Origin of the sequence: Streptococcus sp. UMB0029 (assembly GCF_002871495.1) — a bacterium.
GTDB lineage: Bacteria > Bacillota > Bacilli > Lactobacillales > Streptococcaceae > Streptococcus.
Map to the genome: position 1 here is coordinate 1 of NZ_PNGD01000006.1, position 15,299 is coordinate 15,299.

Below are 15,299 nucleotides of genomic sequence, written 5' to 3' on the forward strand. Positions count from 1 at the left end.
GAAAACTTCAAAAAACGGATTTTTATGGCTCTAAATATCAAAAAAGAAAGGACTAAATCTGTCCTTTCTCGAGCTTAGCTTTTCTTCAACCCACTACAGTTGACAAAGAGCCTAATCTTTTTTGAAATTTTTAAACAAAAAAGGAGCATTTAAGCTCCCTCCTTTGAAATAACGGACACTTGGCTGGTCGGTGTACCCAGCATCTCAGATACCTTTTTCAAGGTGTGGCAGGAACCTTTCTGCCCTCAAATGTCTTTCGTTAATGTTATTCTAGCACTATCTACTTTTTTTGTCAAGCTTTCTCAATCTACCAGACTTGATACGACTTTGTAACTTGAAATCTTGTAAGCGATACATGGTCGGAACATAAAAGAAATCGCCACTTTTATATAACTTGATGGCAACAAGGACATTGTCATCAAATCTTTTAACATATTCAAAACTAGAATCTTTCTCTCGTGGATTGACCCCAACGAAATATGGATTACTTAGTATAAGTTCCAAATCTTCGATATGATGAATCACATCATTATGATGCCGTTTCAACATATGGCTTATTAAACCTTCTTTGTTAACCTTGATATCACTAGCTTCAAGAACAATATTAAAAATTTCTTTTACTTCATCGGTAACCTGACCGATTTTTTAGTGATCCATCATTTCCTCCGTTACTTCATAGCTATTATATCACAATCATAGTGTATATTAGGATATATCAAGCTCTATGATTCGTTAGATACTCAATTTTAACTTTTCCCTTTTCCTCAAAATAATAGTATAATAGAGGTAGAATTTAGAATCGAGGTACACCCATGGCTGTAAAATTTACAAAAACGGACGACTTGGACAAGATGTTTGAAGAGTTTGCTAAACTCCCTGATTTGAAGCAAGTCACTTTCCCTGATGACAAAGAGAAAAAAGCTAAAGCAGAAAAGAAAAACTAGATGACTGTTTTCCAACAACTCCCATCTAGTGTGCTTCAGACTGGGGCTATTTTCCTCTCCATTATCATTGAAGCCCTCCCTTTCGTACTGATAGGAAGTATTCTTTCAGGAGTGATTGAAGTCTATATCACTCCTGAAAAAGTTTATCATTTTCTCCCTCGAAATCGTTGGGGGAGAATCTTTTTTGGGACTTTCGTCGGGATGCTTTTCCCTTCTTGTGAATGTGGAATCGTCCCCATTATCAATCGTTTTCTGGAAAAGAAGGTTCCCAGTTACACGGCCGTTCCCTTTCTCGTAACTGCACCTGTTATCAATCCTATTGTCCTCTTTGCGACCTATTCTGCCTTTGGCAATTCTTTCCACGTCGCCCTGTTAAGAGCTCTAGGGTCCATCGTTGTGGCTGTGATACTTGGGATTTTTCTGGCATTTTTCTGGCAAGAACCCATTCAAAAAGAAAATCGGTTGACCTGTCATGAGCACGATTTTTCTCATCTGAATCCTGCAAAAAAAGTGTTTCAGGTCTTTGTGCAAGCCATTGATGAATTTTTTGATACGGGACGTTATTTAGTATTTGGCTGCCTCTTTGCTTCTATAATACAGGTCTACGTTCCGACTCGGATTCTGACCTCTATCAGTGCAACCCCTCTTTTTGCCATCCTACTCTTGATGATTTTGGCCTTTCTTCTTTCACTCTGTAGTGAGGCTGATGCTTTTATCGGAGCTTCTCTTCTCTCGAGTTTCGGCTTAGCACCAGTTCTGGCCTTTCTCGTCATTGGTCCAATGCTGGATATCAAAAATATTCTCATGATGAAAAATTACTTGAAAGCACGATTCATCAGTCACTTCATTACGATTGTAACTCTGGTCGTTTTAGTCTATTCTCTCTTGATTGGAGTCATCCTATGATTCGATTTTTAGTTTTAGCTGGCTATTTTGAATTGACCATTTATCTCCATTTGTCAGGCAAATTAAACCAGTACATCAACATGCACTATTCCTATCTAGCCTATATCTCCATGGTGCTTTCATTTATCTTGGCAATCGTTCAATTGTATATCTGGATGAAGCAAGTTAAAACTCACAGTCATCTGAACAGCCGATTAGCGAAGGGGACGAGTGTTGCTCTTCTGGCTATTCCAATTGTGGTCGGTTTAACTTTCCCAACTGTTAGCTTGGATTCTCAGACCGTTTCTGCTAAAGGCTATCATTTCCCCTTATCAGAAGGAACGGATCAAGCCATTCAGACCAGCGAAGGGACGACAAGCCAATATTTGAAACCAGATACCAGTTCTTATTTCTCAAAAACAGCCTATGAAAAGGAAATGCGAACGGCAGCGGATAAATATTTGTCCCAAGATAGCATTCAGATTACGAATGAAAACTATATGGAAGTCATGGAAGCCATATACGACTATCCAGATGAGTTTGAGGGCAAGACAGTCCAGTTCACAGGTTTTGTCTATAATGATCCCAGCCATGCCAATAGTCAATTTCTGTTCCGCTTCGGCATTATTCACTGTATCGCAGATTCTGGTGTGTATGGATTGCTGACCAAGGGAAATACTCGTCAATATGAAAACAACACTTGGATTTCAGCCAAAGGAAAACTGGTCAATCACTACCATAAAGAACTCAAACAAAATCTCCCAACCTTGGAAATCGACAGTTTTACCAAAGTCGATAAACCAGAAAATCCCTATGTGTATCGCGTGTTTTAAAAAAACAAAACGAACAAGTTCTCTTCTGAATGACAGAAAAAGAGCCTGTTCGTTTTTTGTTATATGAGATATAGGAAGATACCGAAAATTCTCACTTATCAATAAAAAGAGACAATATCAGTTTCTGCATGACAGATTTCTAATATAGTCTCTTTATCTATTTTTATACTTACAAGAATTAAATATTTGAGCTTATTTTTTTCCATTAATTCTAAACGAATGTTCAGAAACCCATTTGGTGTAAGTGGTTAAGCTTTCATCTGTTAAGGATTCTACTGCGATAGTTACGCACATATTTACCGCTTCTTCAACCGTTACAGAAAAACGATATTGATTTAACTGTAGAAATTTCACCAAAACGAAGAAAGCAGTTCGTTTATTAGCATTTGCAAAAACATTCTTCTTTATTAATTGGACAAATAGTATCGTTGCTTTGTCAAAAATTGTTGGACAAAGAGGTTTTCCAAAGACAAATTGTTCTGGTAAATTGACAATCATATTTAAAGCGGAAGGACTAACTGTTTGAATTTTCTCATTTGGAGAATACCGTTGAATTGCTAAAGCATTTATTTTTTCAATTTGCTTTTCTGTTAGATAGATTGTCATTTTTCGACCAAAGCTTTGAAAACATCGTCGTATTCGTCAAAGATTTTCTCTAAATTTAAGTCAAAGGCATCATCAGATACATAAGAAACCTGCTGACCCAATTCTTCAGGAGTAAAGATAATCTCACCACTTGGTAACAATTTAGCTTCGTATTTAACACCACTTGGAATATTAAATTCACTTGGAATCGTAATAGTGATTGAATTTCCTTGTTTTCTTGTTTTTACGACCATCTGATTTCCTCCTTTGAAGTATTATAACAAATAATTACCGTAATTACAATGGCAGGATAATTGGCTATAGTAACAATCTCTATCAGTGGAAATAAATATTATGGTTTGAAAAGTTATTAATGCCACTATTTTAACAGGTTTTGAAGCTTATACCATTTCAAGTAATACAAGTAGCTCAATGAGAACAAGAGAGCCACTCATTAATTAGACTAGCGATTTCTTTAGGTGCTTCTGTATAAAGTTCATGGCCAAAGTTCTCTAGAAAAATAGTATCAACATAGTCTGGCAATTCTTTTAGTGCTTCCTTTCTCCATCTAGTTTCATTAGGATAGCAAGGACTGATAAATAAGGTATCTCCCACTTCTCTCTTAAAAGCTTGTATTTTCCTCCGTAGGCGGAGTATCGCTTCTATATTTTCATAATTTATAGCTAACTCATATCTATTATACTCAGAATTCCAGTGATAGGACTGCCTTACGGCTTTCTCCATATTTTCTGACCAATGCTTTGCTTCGGATTTTTCTTTAGAAATAAGAAGATTTAAGTCCGAAATAATTTGAGATTTGATATAGTTTTTAGTTTCCTCTAATTCCACATCTAAAGTTAAAATCTTATCTAAATCTAGATAGCCACCATCCAAAAGAATCAGTTTTTTCACTTCATAAAATTCCGATGCGAAATAACGAGCTAAATCCCCTCCAAGAGAATGGCCTATCAGACAGATAGATTCTCCCTCTACAATCTCATTTTTAAACCATGATTTCAATTCTGTTTCATCTCGAAGATGCTTTTCATACGGATTTAGAAAACAGACCTGCAAATCTAGCTCTTGAAGAAAATCCTTGCTATGATAAACATTGCTTCCTAGACCGCCTATAAAATATATTTTCATTCTCTACTTAATACTATGTTTATTCATCTTTTGTTCAAAGATAGTTGTGATAATCTGACGCAATTCTTCGCGTTCCTTTTCTGGGATTTCACCACTTGTTTGAGCTGCAGCGTAGAGTTCAGGGTGTTCAATTGAAATCCGTTTAATCGTACGTGTAGTAGCATGTTTTCTGACGAAAAACGGGATGCGCTTAATCAAGTCTTGTGGGACAAGCGCAAGAATCTTCTCAGCAGTTTCCTTGTCACTAATCTTAGACGTAGTCAGCCCCTTCTTAATCATTTCCTGTTCTTTTTCTGTAAAATCTTTTAATTCCATTTGATTAATCCTCCTATTTTCTCTAATTTAAATTATATATCATTTGTAGCAAGGCGACAAATAGTCTGTTTGTAAAATCTTCTCTATACTACAACTTTCCTGTCGCTCATAATTGCTCTTTAATGAAAAATCACAAATCCTTTTGAAGAGATGACAAGCTGATTCTCCAATTCTTGGCAATTGCTTGCTAGTGCTACTGCTTCTTTTTCGACAATATAATCTTCTGTTGACTGGTTGAAAATGGCTTTGAGGATTTGCCCTTCATATTTCCATTCCAAAGCTACTAGGTCAGGTTTGATTTCTTGGAGGCCATACTTACCATGCGGAATGATTGCTGACGCGTGTTTGCGAATCTTAATTAGCTTCTTCATGAAGTTCAGCATATCATTGTCACTTGATACACGTTCCCAAGGCATACAGCGACGACAATCTGGATCTGGTCCTCCTGTCAAGGATAACTATGTTCCGTAATAGATACAGGGTGTTCCTTTTTGTAAAAAGAGGAAGGCTAAGGCTGACTTAACCAGTTGAACGTCTTCATTTGCCGTCCACAAAATGCGTTCTGTATCATGCGAATCCAAGAGATTAAACATAACCTCTGAAATCTGTTGCTTGTAATACATAGACTGACCATTGATTTGATCGATGAATTGGTCTGTCTTCTTAATTCCTCGTAAGAAATACTCTTTGATGCTATCAGATAAAGGATAATTCATGACCGCATGGAACTCATCTCCATTTAGCCAAGGCTGAGCCGTATGCCAGACTTCTCCTAGGATATAAAAATCAGACTTTTTAGCTAAAACTACCTTGCGAAAATCTTTCCAAAACTGATGGTCGATCTCATTAGCTACATCCAAACGCCAAGCATCAATATCAAACTCTTCAATCCAATAAGTCGCAACCTTTAATAGATAGTCCTTGACCTCTGGATTGGCTGTATTTAGCTTAGGCATATAGTCCTCGAAACCAAAAGCATGATAAGGCAACTCTCTCTTATTGGCTAGTTTTTCAGTCATCACTGGGAATTGTTGAATATGGAACCAATCCTTATAAGAAGACTGTTCACCATTTTTGACAACATCTTGCCATTGAGGCGATTGCGAACCAATATGATTAAATACAGCATCCAGCATGATTTTCATGCCACGCTGATGAGCTTGCTCGACCAGCTCTCGAAAGATTTCCTTGTCTCCAAAATGACGGTCAATTTCAAAGTAATCCGTCGTATTGTACTTATGATTGCTCGTAGATTCAAAAATCGGACAGAGATAAAGACCAGTAATGCCCAAGTCTTGCAAGTAATCCAGATGATCAATAATCCCCTGTAAATCACCCCCAAAGAAATCATCACTTTGAGGTGTGATAGATGAATCCCAGCCTAAAGTCCCTTCTGGGTTTAATAGATTATTTCCATTGGCAAACCGCTCAGGAAATATTTGATACCACACCGTATCTGAAACCCAGTCAGGAATCTGGCATGCATCAATTTCATGTATATAAGGCAACTTAAAGCCATTTCCAATAGCATGAAGATTTTCTAGAGAATTTTCAACGCAGCCTTTATCGCCGTACAAAATGCTCTGGCCTTCTGTATCAGTGAGTTCAAAGAGATACTGGATACGCGCAAAGTCAACGGACACTTCAATCTGCCAATAGTCAAATAAAGCGTCAGAAGTCAGCTTGGCCATTTCTTTTGTATCTTGATAAAACTCCTCCATAAAGATAAAAGGGTCCCCGTAATGCAAGTTGATGTTTTTAATGTCCCCTTTCTTAGTTCGAATCCGAATATGAAGTTTCTTATCCTTGTAAAGATAGGCAAACTCAGACTCTGGCCTATGGTAAATAGCACTTAATTCCATTAACTTGTCTCCTACATTTTAAATTTAATTTCACGCAAACGTTTTCAAAAAACAATAAATCCAGTATACTATTTTTGTAAACTATTTGCAAGAATGCTCCATTTTTTAAAAGAACTATCTTTTTTAGTATACAAAAAGCCTTAAAAAAGGCTTTAAACTTTATTGTAAATAATTATATTTTACTAGATTAATGAATCATTAAAAACTAAAGATATAAACTCATAATTATTAAACTATAAACATTTAACTACTCTATTTTCTACTCTTTAATATTTCTTCTTCTACCTGTTCCCAAGTTGCATCTTCGTTTGCAGTAGCTTCCTTCTTGAGCCATTTTTTAAACTTTATTTGCTTAAAGTTACTGATGTTAAATGGTTTCTCAAAATCAGCTGTCGTTATTCCTTTGAAGTTTGTTCTTGGTATATCTAGTAATGAAGTAACTTCTTTGTAAGCCATGTAGGATACATAAAGATGCCATTTTTGACTATAAAAATATTCCCCGTTCTCAGTCTCTTCTATTCCACCAGTAACTAATTGCCGAGCCTCATCTTCTGTGAAATACTTAAATGTTTCTAATTTAGTTAGTTCTTTCTTATTAATTCTTCTATTAATTTCATTGATATAGATAACATCAGGTTCTTCTTTGCCTCCTTTAAAAAATTTTCTTACAAGATAATAACAAGAATCTTTAGGGCTGTCAGTTTGAATGTGATTAGGTTTATCTTTATAAAAATATAGAATATCATTAAGTAAAACTTCATTTTTTGTACTCATATTACTTCTCCTTTTTACTTCTTATAGTATATAATAATTATATTTTTATAAATATTTCAAGTGAAACATACAAAAGAGATAGATTTTTTAGTAATTACAGGACATCTTTACTTTATAAGCGAAAAAGTTAGCACACCATCATTTGCACTAACTTCTACCGTCTACTATTTCGGTTTTGAAAATACTTCAATGTGTTGGCCTAGTACCTTGATTTCTACAGGTAGATTATCCGACTTATCGCCGTCAACGTCTGACTCCAATTCACTATCTGAAGAGATTTTAATATTGCGCGCTTTGATATATTCGATGTTATCATTTGCGACAACATCGCCTTTCAATAAATCAGGAATGACTGATAATTTGGAGAATATTGAAGAATCTTTTAGAATCAAAATGTTAGCATAGCCATCTTTGTTTTCTTCAAAGATTTTCTTATCGGCGAAGTAATTTGTCAAGAGAACCAAAACATGGCTAGCTTCGCCAACATAATTTCCATTTTCTGTTTCAACCCTAATATTAAAGACCTGATCCGTCATAACAGACTTCATGGTATTAACAGCATAGGCCAAAATACCAAATTTCGTCTTGTCCTCAATTTCAACATTGTGAATCGCTTCTGGAACAGAACCTATACTAAAGATGTAACCAAAATAATTGTCGTTTGATTTACCTATATCAATCTTGTTGCTTAAATCAAAATTGAGTTCATCAATCGCGCCATCGATGTCTTGATTGATTTCCAAAAGTTTTGTAATAAGGTTACCCGTACCACCAGGGATAATACCTAACTTAGGAATGTAGTCTCTCTCAGCGATACCTGAAATGACTTCATTGACAGTCCCATCTCCACCAAAAACAACTACTGCATCGTACTGTTCACGAGAAGCTTCTTCAGCAAAGTGTGTTGCATCCAAAGCTTTTTCGGTAATTTTTGTTTCCACATGCTCAAAGTATTCTTTTGCTTTATTCTCTAGATTTTCTTTATAATCCAAAGCCTTCTCGCCACCAGAGGTAGGGTTGATAATTAACATTGCCTTTTTCATTGATTTTCACCTCGAAATCCGTTAGAAATGGTTATATTTCATCATACGCATCTAACTATACCCTCATTATACAATGAAAATATAGAAAAACGAAATATGACGTACTGTAGATTTAAACTCTTTTATTTTATATCAACCATATTATCCCATCGCCTGAGTATATCCTTTAAGGGTTCATCCAAGTAAGAGTAGGCCTTATCCTTTATCCAATTAAAAATAGCTGAACAATCTTGCTCAGCTACTTTTTTACCCTAATTCCTAAATTATTTAGAAGTTTCTTCTTAGTTACTTTCCAGAACTTTACCATTCTTTAATATATAAACTTTCTCATATTCATCCTGATGAAACTTATGGGCGATTTCTAAAATGGTAGCTGGCTGAGAAAATAGCAATTTATGGATTTCGTCTGCATTTTGTTTGTCTAGTGCAGCGGTGATTTCATCTGCTAGTAAAATTGGTCTTGGTCTCAACAGCGCTCTAGCAATCTCGATTTTCATCATCTGTCCACCTGAAAGATTGTTTCCATCGAGATAATAATCAAGATCCTGACCCAGTTCATCCCAGAGTTGAACTCTTTGCAGTACCTTTCTGATATCATTATCGTTATGATTTTGGTAAAGAGATACATTTGTCCGTAGCGTCCCTTTGAAAATATAAGGTTTTTGATGAATAGTGGATACCAACTCATGACTGGGAGCATACTGCTTGCCATGCCTATCTAAAAAGCAAATCTCTCCATCATAGTCTCTATCATCCCCAGTCAAGATGTGAAACAAGGTTGATTTGCCACTACCGCTGGCTCCTGTAAGCAAGACTCGATTCCCAGCTTCCATACTTACACTTATGTCATCAAAAATAATCTTATCTGCATATTTCTTGCTAACATTTTTTATAGATATTCCGAGAGTGGTTGGGAATGTTTCAGATACCTCTTCCCGTTTAATATCCTCTTTTAAAAGAATATTCAGCACTTTTTCTTTTACTACTGTCGCTGATTGAAGCGTAGAGGTTGCTTCCAAGAGTTGTTGCAATGGAGAAATCAGATTCATAGATGCTGTCATCATGGCAATCAAAACAGTCAAGGAAAGATGGGTGGCAGACATCATCACCATTCCAATCACAAAAGGCCCCACTAGCCCTAGTCCTTTCAAAGGACCTGTCCAAAACATAACCAAATTATGACTTGTATAGTAACGATATTGACCAGACTCCATCTGATCAATGGTATCATAAACATGTTGACAATATTCTTGCTCAACTCTATTTGAAACAATAGTATCAATCCCTGCTGAAAAATCTGTGATATTGGCTAAACTGATTTCTCTTGCTTTACTCAGCTCTTCACCACGTCTTTTCAATAGTTTATGAAAAACAAATTGAGGCATGATCATGAGAAAACCACCTATGGTAAAGAGTAGACCAACCACAACATCCTGTGATACTAAATACATGACAGACACTAGAATAGAGGTGCCAAATATAGGATATAAAAAAAGTGGAGATAAATATTCCTTCCAAAACATTGGAATATCTTGGGTTAAAAAAGAATTAAATTCAGATGCTGAATACTCCAATCTTTTGTCTGCAAATAAACGCAAAGCTTTCTTAGAAATAAACAAATTGATATCTTTTATGATGGAACGTAGAAGGACGTTATTTAGGTACATGCAAATATAAATAAAGATAAAGAAAGTAAGACTCAACAGTCCAAAGATTGCAATCATCCCTCTATTCTCAATATCCACAGAGCCGGCCATTTGGATAATCAGTGAAATCAACAAGCCCTGACAAGAGTACAGTAAAGCAAAGATAACGAAACCAAGTAGTTTCCATTTTGAAATGATTTTTACGATTATTTTCATCTTAGTCAGCTTTCAATTCATAATTTATATTATTGGAACAAATTGATAATTCAAAATTGTTCATAATATTTCTTCTCATTTTGAAGCATTTTTCCTCAAAACTAGTCTCATTGAAAATATCTCTCTTAGGGCAAGCTCCACCATTACAAACTAGCAATAATTGACATTTTTGACATTTAGAGTCAAATTGATAAGAATGTACCCATCTTTTTTGATTGTTCTCATTAATGACACTATTTCCTAGTTCACCTATTTTATTTTCTTCGTCATAAAGACTAACCGTACATTTTAATAGATTCCCTTTTGTGTCAATCGTATAAGAGTTTGGTTTTTGAGCATAACATGATGAATAATTACTTCTGAATACAAAATCATCAAATAATCTGTACCCTAATTTAATTGCACTTTTTGATAATTCAAAAGAAACATCTGACTCAAATCGTTTTACCTCGTATCCCTCTTTTCTATCACCGCATCCCCAATCTCCTACATTTCGAAATAGCAGATGAAATCGCTTATCATTTTTAAAAACCTGTGCATCTTCTAATAAAAATTTTTCAATATTCTTATAATTTTCCTGAGAAACATTCAAGCGAATCATAACGTGGAATTGAGATTCTAAATTTATTGCATTTTTTAAGTTTTTCATAATGCGATCATAGGAACCATGACCATTTTTCAAAATACGCTGATTGTCATGCCCTTCACGAGAACCATCTACTGTAACTTGGTATGTTTTCACGTAACATTCTGTCACTAATCGATCTAATACTGTACGATTTAACAAATATCCGTTCGTTGTCATATCAGCGTGATAGCGAATCCCTAACTTTTGAGAAATTGCAATCAATTCCTTTGAAAGATCTAAAATATCTCGATATCCTAGTAATGGTTCTCCTCCAAACCAAGATACATGTAAGTCTTCAAAGTTTTTCTCAGATAATTTTTGATTTACAAAATCTATTATTCCAGTTTTTTGAGATGTAATAGTACAATTTGAAAATTTTTCATAACAGTATTTGCATCTAAAATTACAATCACCATGAGTTAAAATAATAATTCTCAAAGTTGTTTCATCCCTTTTCCTAAATAACTCAATCATTTTGTCTAACTCATTTTCTTTTTCATCAAAATCTTGAGATTTTAAAAAAGATTCAAACTCGCTTTTGATATGATTATCCTTCTCAATCTTATCCAAAAGTTTATTTTCAATTTTCAAAGAAATATTGTTCTTGGTATTAAATAAGAAGGTATGATTTTCTTTTTTCAATTCTATTACATAATTTGAATACTTCATCTCATCTTCTCCATCAAGAAACAGCGTGCAGAGTTAATCCCAAAATCGTACTCTGCACACTACAATACACTGAGATAATAAAAGCATATTTTTATTACCTTTTAACACTCTAATTAAACAGTGTATCTCAAAAATATTTGGAATTTTACTGTTCAATTAAATAACAATTTAGCTAATAAAATTACTAGCAACCAGCACCACAGACTAAATTATTAAATTCAATTCCATAGTCTTGTTCCATGTCGTGTTCGACAATTTCTTGGATAACCATAATAAAACTCCTTTCAATTTTGATACCATTATTATATAATATTAAAAAAAGTGTAAAGAAGAAATTCGGAAATCCGTACATGAATATTCAAGAAAAATTTAAAGCCATTCGAAAACAACGCAAGCTATCACTACGAGATCTAGCCAATGTCGCAGGCAGCGCAAGTAGCATTTCTGATTTTGAAAAAGGGAAAACAAATCTATCTAATGATGTGTTATTACAATTACTTGGTTTTATGGTTGTTGAAATCAACGAAGTATTTGAATGGAGTGCTTTTCAAGATGCAGAGTTCCTAGAATTGATGAACCAAGTGGAGAATGCTCTACAAACTCAAGATATAGCAGTTCTCATACAAAAGCGTGAAACATTTCAAGAGTTTTTTGTCGCTAAAAAACACTACATCTACCATATTATCTCTTTAGTTCTTGATGTTATAATTTCTAAACTTCAAGAAAAAGAACCCACACCTGAAATTATTTCTGAATTGACAGATTATTTTTTCTCCTTAGATTATTGGACCAATTTAGATGTTGGCTTGCTAGGAAATATTGTTCATCACTTTACGACAGAAGCTATAGTCCTATTTACAGATAGTATTTTAAAAAACACTCCCAATCAACTGCGAAACAATCTAGATCGCATAAAAATTGATACTGTCATTAATTGTCTGTCTGTTCTTTTAGCAAGACGTGAAAAAAATGCCAGCAAAGCACTGCTCCAATTATTATCTCGTAAACAGTTTCCTACATATTTTACTTATGAGAAATTATGTCTATCTGAATTCAAAGCAATCTATATGTATATTTGGTGTGACAAAGAAGAAGCCGATAACATTCATCAAACAATACTTAAAACTGTTTCTCTACTCTTTACAAAAGATGAAGCCAATAAGTGGGATGATTACTTTAAAGAAAAAATTTCATCTGCAGATACTAAAAATTGAATCTGAGCAAAAACTCAACTTTAGGAGAAAATAAAATAAATCTTTCAACAATAAAACGCATAATATCAAGGTTGTTCATTCAATACCTGATACTATGCGTTTTTCTAATTTTAAAGGCTTTTTCCTAGCTTCTTAATAAATAAATAAATATTTATTGTTGTATTCATTTTTCCGATACGCAAACGACATATACAAATACATTTAAATACATGTCTCACAATCTCATGAACTGCTTCTGGTATAAGACCTTGACCCCAATACGGTACTTCTACCCAGTAAGCAATCTCCCCCTCATTATCGGGAATACCTATACTACTTACAGAGCCGATCATCAATCCGATGCTACCAACTGGCTGCATAGTTTCCTTTAAAACTACAGCGTATGTTTTAGGTGATGAAAAAACACTTTTTATAATCTCCTTGCTGTTTTCAACACTGGTATGTACAGGGCAACCTGCAATCGGATCAACCTCTGGATTACTGGCATATTGAAATAAATCAATGGCATTCGTTTCCTCCTTATGACATATTAGATTCATTACACATTTCCAATGAATCGCTCTTTAAAAATGGCTCAACCAAATCAATCCACTCTTGAGGCAGGTAAGCTGATAAATAGCCGTGATTATAGCCCTTTGCTTCATACAAAATTGTATTTGAATGTAGCTGATGAAATAATTTCGCTGATTCTTTCACACAGTTCAATTCTTTTTCACCATAGATATACAGAACCTGAGCCTTGCTAGCAGAAATCATATCTTTCAGCTTGTAACGCCCCATATAGTTTTTGTAAATGGTCACCAATGTTTTAACAGTCGTCCTTGGCAGATCCTCCAAATAATAAGCTTTTATTTCCTCTGGATAAGCCAGTTTAGGATAGAGTTTGTTCATCATGCTTAACTGAAGTTTGCAAGAGAATTTATTGAACATCAGTTTACCAAATAGAGACACTATAAAGATGCTGATTTTAGCTAACCTTTGATAGGGAAATGGAGATATCTTCTTTATTTTTTTCTTCCCAAAGAGAATTTGAATGTTCTGATAAAAAGAATCCCATCCACTTTGCCATCCCACGATCTTGATACTCTCTTGCAGACAAAAAAGGTAAATAAGAACGATTTATCATTTTAGCCCATCTAATCCTCCAGCTGAATGTCCTCCGATAAGTTTACTCCTTGCAATTGTTCTAGAAGCCTGGTCTAGGGCATTCCCTTTCAATAATGAAGTAAAACCAAATTCTGTTCGAATAGCATCGATTGCGGACTGGAGTCTTTCTTCTTTTTCTATTTTCTCAATATCATCAAATAATGAAATCAATCCAAAGAATTCATCTACTAAACCTGAATAGCTCACTGCCACATTCCTGATAGCTCCTGAAGTATATTTAGTGTGAAATAACTTTAAAACGTAGTTTGTCAGTAGTGCTGTTTGATTGGTTGGTTCAATTTTCATTTGAGTATGAATAGATTGTTTCTGTTCCACTTTAGAATACCCTAAGTGTATAGAAACGACTGTTGCTTTTTTACCAGCTCTTCTCAATCTAACTGCAACTTGTTCTGCCATCTCACGAAGTATGATCTCAATATCTCTTTGTGTAATATAATCTCTAGGTAAAACTTGAGAGTTCCCTATCCCTTTTGACTTTGGCTTATAAGGTTTATGAACATTACTTTCATCAATCCCATTGGCATGGAACCATAACTCTAGACCCATGATACCAAGCTCTTTTTTAATCAAGTCAGGATTAGCTTGAGCCAATTCTTTAATCGAAAAGATACCTAAATTATGTAATCTCTTCTCCATGCGATTTCCAATTCCCCAGAAATCTGTCATTTTAGGAATAGTCCATACTTTCTTTTCGACATCCTCATAGGACCAATTGGCTCTCATTGTCGGAGTCTTTTTCGCTTCATTATCTAGTGCTAACTTAGCTAATAAGGGATTGGAATTAGACATGCCTACAGTTGAATAGATTCCAGTTTTTCTCCAAATCTTTTTTTGAATAGCAGCCGAAATAATATCTAATTTATCTTTCCTACTAATACTTTTATCTGGTACAAAATAATTTAATGAACTTGTTAAATCAATAAATCCTTCATCAATTGAGTAGGGATAAATATCATCTGGTGCTGCAAAATCTTGAAAGATTTTTTGAATCTCCATGTTGACAGCAATGTAAGTATCCATTCTCGGAGGAACAATCACGGTTGATTTTGCCCATTCCTCTATATAACGAACATAATCTATCGTTGTCGGTAAACCTTGCTTCTTAGCATTATAGTAAGAGAATTTGCGAGTCTTTACATCAAATGGTAAATCATAGGAACGTCCAACGTTCGACTTTCCAAAGACCTTCTTAAACATAGGAGAGGAAGCAAGGATTAACCCGGCAGAATTGTCTGCACGACTCATAACACAAAGTGAAGTCTTAAGTGGGTGTAATCCTCTATCTACACATTCTACACTTGCGTAAAAAGATTTCATATCAATAAAGGCAATATCACTTTTAGGTTCGAGACTATAATCAAACCAAGTCATA

Annotated in this window: 16 protein-coding genes and 3 pseudogenes; 4 read left to right on the forward strand and 15 right to left on the reverse strand. The window is 34.7% G+C overall.

Translation table 11 applies throughout. The annotated features are described in order from the left end of the window. Nucleotides 1-276: 276 nt before the first annotated feature. Complete coding sequence (locus CJ239_RS04765) at nt 277-642, reverse strand: hypothetical protein (protein WP_308409719.1); 366 nt, start codon at nt 640-642, stop codon at nt 277-279. 170 nt (nt 643-812) lie between these two features. Here CJ239_RS04765 and CJ239_RS12125 point away from each other — a divergent pair, with 170 nt between their 5' ends. The 3 genes from CJ239_RS12125 to CJ239_RS04780 are packed head-to-tail and all read left to right on the forward strand — an operon-like array spanning nt 813 to nt 2,662. Beyond that, complete coding sequence (locus CJ239_RS12125) at nt 813-944, forward strand: SPJ_0845 family protein (RefSeq protein ID WP_004234728.1); 132 nt, start codon at nt 813-815, stop codon at nt 942-944. Beyond that, nucleotides 945-1,850, forward strand: a complete 906-nt coding sequence (locus tag CJ239_RS04775; RefSeq protein ID WP_102210736.1) for a permease — start codon at nt 945-947, stop codon at nt 1,848-1,850. After that, on the forward strand, nt 1,847-2,662 hold the full coding sequence (locus CJ239_RS04780; protein ID WP_102210737.1) for a TIGR03943 family protein: 816 nt from the start codon (nt 1,847-1,849) through the stop codon (nt 2,660-2,662). The genes CJ239_RS04775 and CJ239_RS04780 overlap by 4 nt, the downstream gene beginning before the upstream one ends. A 192-nt stretch (nt 2,663-2,854) precedes the next feature. Here the strand turns inward: CJ239_RS04780 and CJ239_RS04785 are convergent, their stop codons facing one another. The 10 genes and pseudogenes from CJ239_RS04785 to CJ239_RS04830 form a co-directional block, all read right to left on the reverse strand. Continuing rightward, the gene (locus tag CJ239_RS04785) at nt 2,855-3,268 is read right to left on the reverse strand and encodes a type II toxin-antitoxin system death-on-curing family toxin (protein ID WP_102210738.1); all 414 of its coding nucleotides are present in this window, start codon (nt 3,266-3,268) and stop codon (nt 2,855-2,857) included. Beyond that, complete coding sequence (locus tag CJ239_RS04790) at nt 3,265-3,501, reverse strand: AbrB family transcriptional regulator (protein ID WP_102210739.1); 237 nt, start codon at nt 3,499-3,501, stop codon at nt 3,265-3,267. Before CJ239_RS04790 ends, CJ239_RS04785 begins: the two co-directional genes overlap by 4 nt. Nucleotides 3,502-3,676: 175 nt before the next feature. Then, nucleotides 3,677-4,393 carry an alpha/beta fold hydrolase gene (locus CJ239_RS04795; protein WP_102210740.1) on the reverse strand — a complete coding sequence of 239 codons (717 nt, stop codon included), beginning with the start codon at nt 4,391-4,393 and terminating at the stop codon, nt 3,677-3,679. 3 nt (nt 4,394-4,396) lie between these two features. Continuing rightward, nucleotides 4,397-4,708 carry a hypothetical protein gene (locus CJ239_RS04800; protein ID WP_000420556.1) on the reverse strand — a complete coding sequence of 104 codons (312 nt, stop codon included), beginning with the start codon at nt 4,706-4,708 and terminating at the stop codon, nt 4,397-4,399. A 119-nt stretch (nt 4,709-4,827) separates the two neighbouring features. Beyond that, nucleotides 4,828-6,570, reverse strand: a pseudogene (locus CJ239_RS04805) (glycoside hydrolase family 13 protein). Between the two features lie 252 nt (nt 6,571-6,822). Then, on the reverse strand, nt 6,823-7,344 hold the full coding sequence (locus CJ239_RS04810) for a hypothetical protein (RefSeq protein WP_102210741.1): 522 nt from the start codon (nt 7,342-7,344) through the stop codon (nt 6,823-6,825). A 164-nt stretch (nt 7,345-7,508) separates the two neighbouring features. Continuing rightward, nucleotides 7,509-8,387: a diacylglycerol kinase family protein gene (locus CJ239_RS04815; RefSeq protein ID WP_102210742.1), complete on the reverse strand. Its 879-nt coding sequence runs from the start codon at nt 8,385-8,387 to the stop codon at nt 7,509-7,511. 122 nt (nt 8,388-8,509) lie between these two features. Continuing rightward, a pseudogene (locus tag CJ239_RS04820) lies at nt 8,510-8,599 on the reverse strand (ADP-ribosylglycohydrolase family protein); the annotation flags it as partial. A 69-nt stretch (nt 8,600-8,668) separates the two neighbouring features. Then, on the reverse strand, nt 8,669-10,111 hold the full coding sequence (locus CJ239_RS04825; protein WP_257994434.1) for an ABC transporter ATP-binding protein: 1,443 nt from the start codon (nt 10,109-10,111) through the stop codon (nt 8,669-8,671). A gap of 139 nt (nt 10,112-10,250) precedes the next feature. After that, entirely contained in the window at nt 10,251-11,546 is a 1,296-nt protein-coding gene (locus CJ239_RS04830) for a radical SAM/SPASM domain-containing protein (protein ID WP_102210744.1), read from the reverse strand. Between the two features lie 350 nt (nt 11,547-11,896). Here CJ239_RS04830 and CJ239_RS04835 point away from each other — a divergent pair, with 350 nt between their 5' ends. Then, on the forward strand, nt 11,897-12,760 hold the full coding sequence (locus tag CJ239_RS04835) for a helix-turn-helix domain-containing protein (protein WP_102210745.1): 864 nt from the start codon (nt 11,897-11,899) through the stop codon (nt 12,758-12,760). 110 nt (nt 12,761-12,870) lie between these two features. Here CJ239_RS04835 and CJ239_RS04840 read toward each other — a convergent pair whose 3' ends face one another. The 4 genes and pseudogenes from CJ239_RS04840 to CJ239_RS04850 all read right to left on the reverse strand — a co-directional run bounded on the left by CJ239_RS04840 (nt 12,871) and on the right by CJ239_RS04850 (nt 15,298). Then, nucleotides 12,871-13,299, reverse strand: a complete 429-nt coding sequence (locus tag CJ239_RS04840) for a GNAT family N-acetyltransferase (protein WP_102210746.1) — start codon at nt 13,297-13,299, stop codon at nt 12,871-12,873. Further along, nucleotides 13,280-13,747, reverse strand: a pseudogene (locus CJ239_RS04845) (alpha/beta hydrolase); the annotation flags it as partial. The gene CJ239_RS04840 and the pseudogene CJ239_RS04845, both read right to left, overlap by 20 nt. Further along, a complete protein-coding gene (locus CJ239_RS11705) occupies nt 13,728-13,886 on the reverse strand; it encodes a hypothetical protein (protein ID WP_180958222.1) in 159 nt (52 codons plus the stop codon). The gene CJ239_RS11705 and the pseudogene CJ239_RS04845, both read right to left, overlap by 20 nt. Continuing rightward, complete coding sequence (locus tag CJ239_RS04850) at nt 13,883-15,298, reverse strand: Y-family DNA polymerase (RefSeq protein WP_102210747.1); 1,416 nt, start codon at nt 15,296-15,298, stop codon at nt 13,883-13,885. The genes CJ239_RS11705 and CJ239_RS04850 overlap by 4 nt, the downstream gene beginning before the upstream one ends. Between the last annotated feature and the right edge of the window lies 1 nt (nt 15,299).